1 protein-coding gene is annotated in these 443 nt (G+C 61.6%); it reads left to right on the forward strand.

From position 1 onward, the window contains the following. Window positions 1-120: 120 nt before the first annotated feature. The coding region (locus U4Z64_RS37415) for an Ig-like domain-containing protein (protein WP_321822697.1) at window positions 121-443 on the forward strand (323 nt) is incomplete at its 3' end.

A 443-nucleotide genomic window follows, 5' to 3' on the forward strand; every position in this document is an offset into this window, starting at 1 on the left:
GGTTTCAGCGCGACCGAAGGCGTGAACGACGTACAGGTCCGCCAGACCGATATCGCCGGCAACACGTCCGATCCGACTTCGTTCAGCTTTACGCTCGATACGTCGGCGGCTGCACCGGGCGTGGCGCTCGCCACCGATTCCGGCAGCAGTGCGTCCGACCATATCACCAATGTCGGCACGTTGAACCTGTCCGGTGTCGAAACCGGTGCCACCGTCGAATATTCGATCGACGGCGGTCACACCTGGAACACCAGTTTCAGCGCGACCGAAGGCCTGAACGATGTGCAGGTCCGGCAGACCGATATCGCCGGCAACACGTCCGATTCGACTTCGTTCAGCTTTACGCTCGATACGTCGGCGGCTGCACCGGGCGTGGCGCTCGCCACCGATTCCGGCAGCAGCGCTGTTGATCACATCACCAATGTCGGTACGTTGAACCTGAC

Origin of the sequence: Burkholderia sp. BCC1996, assembly GCF_905339955.1 — a bacterium.
Taxonomy (GTDB): Bacteria; Pseudomonadota; Gammaproteobacteria; order Burkholderiales; family Burkholderiaceae; genus Burkholderia.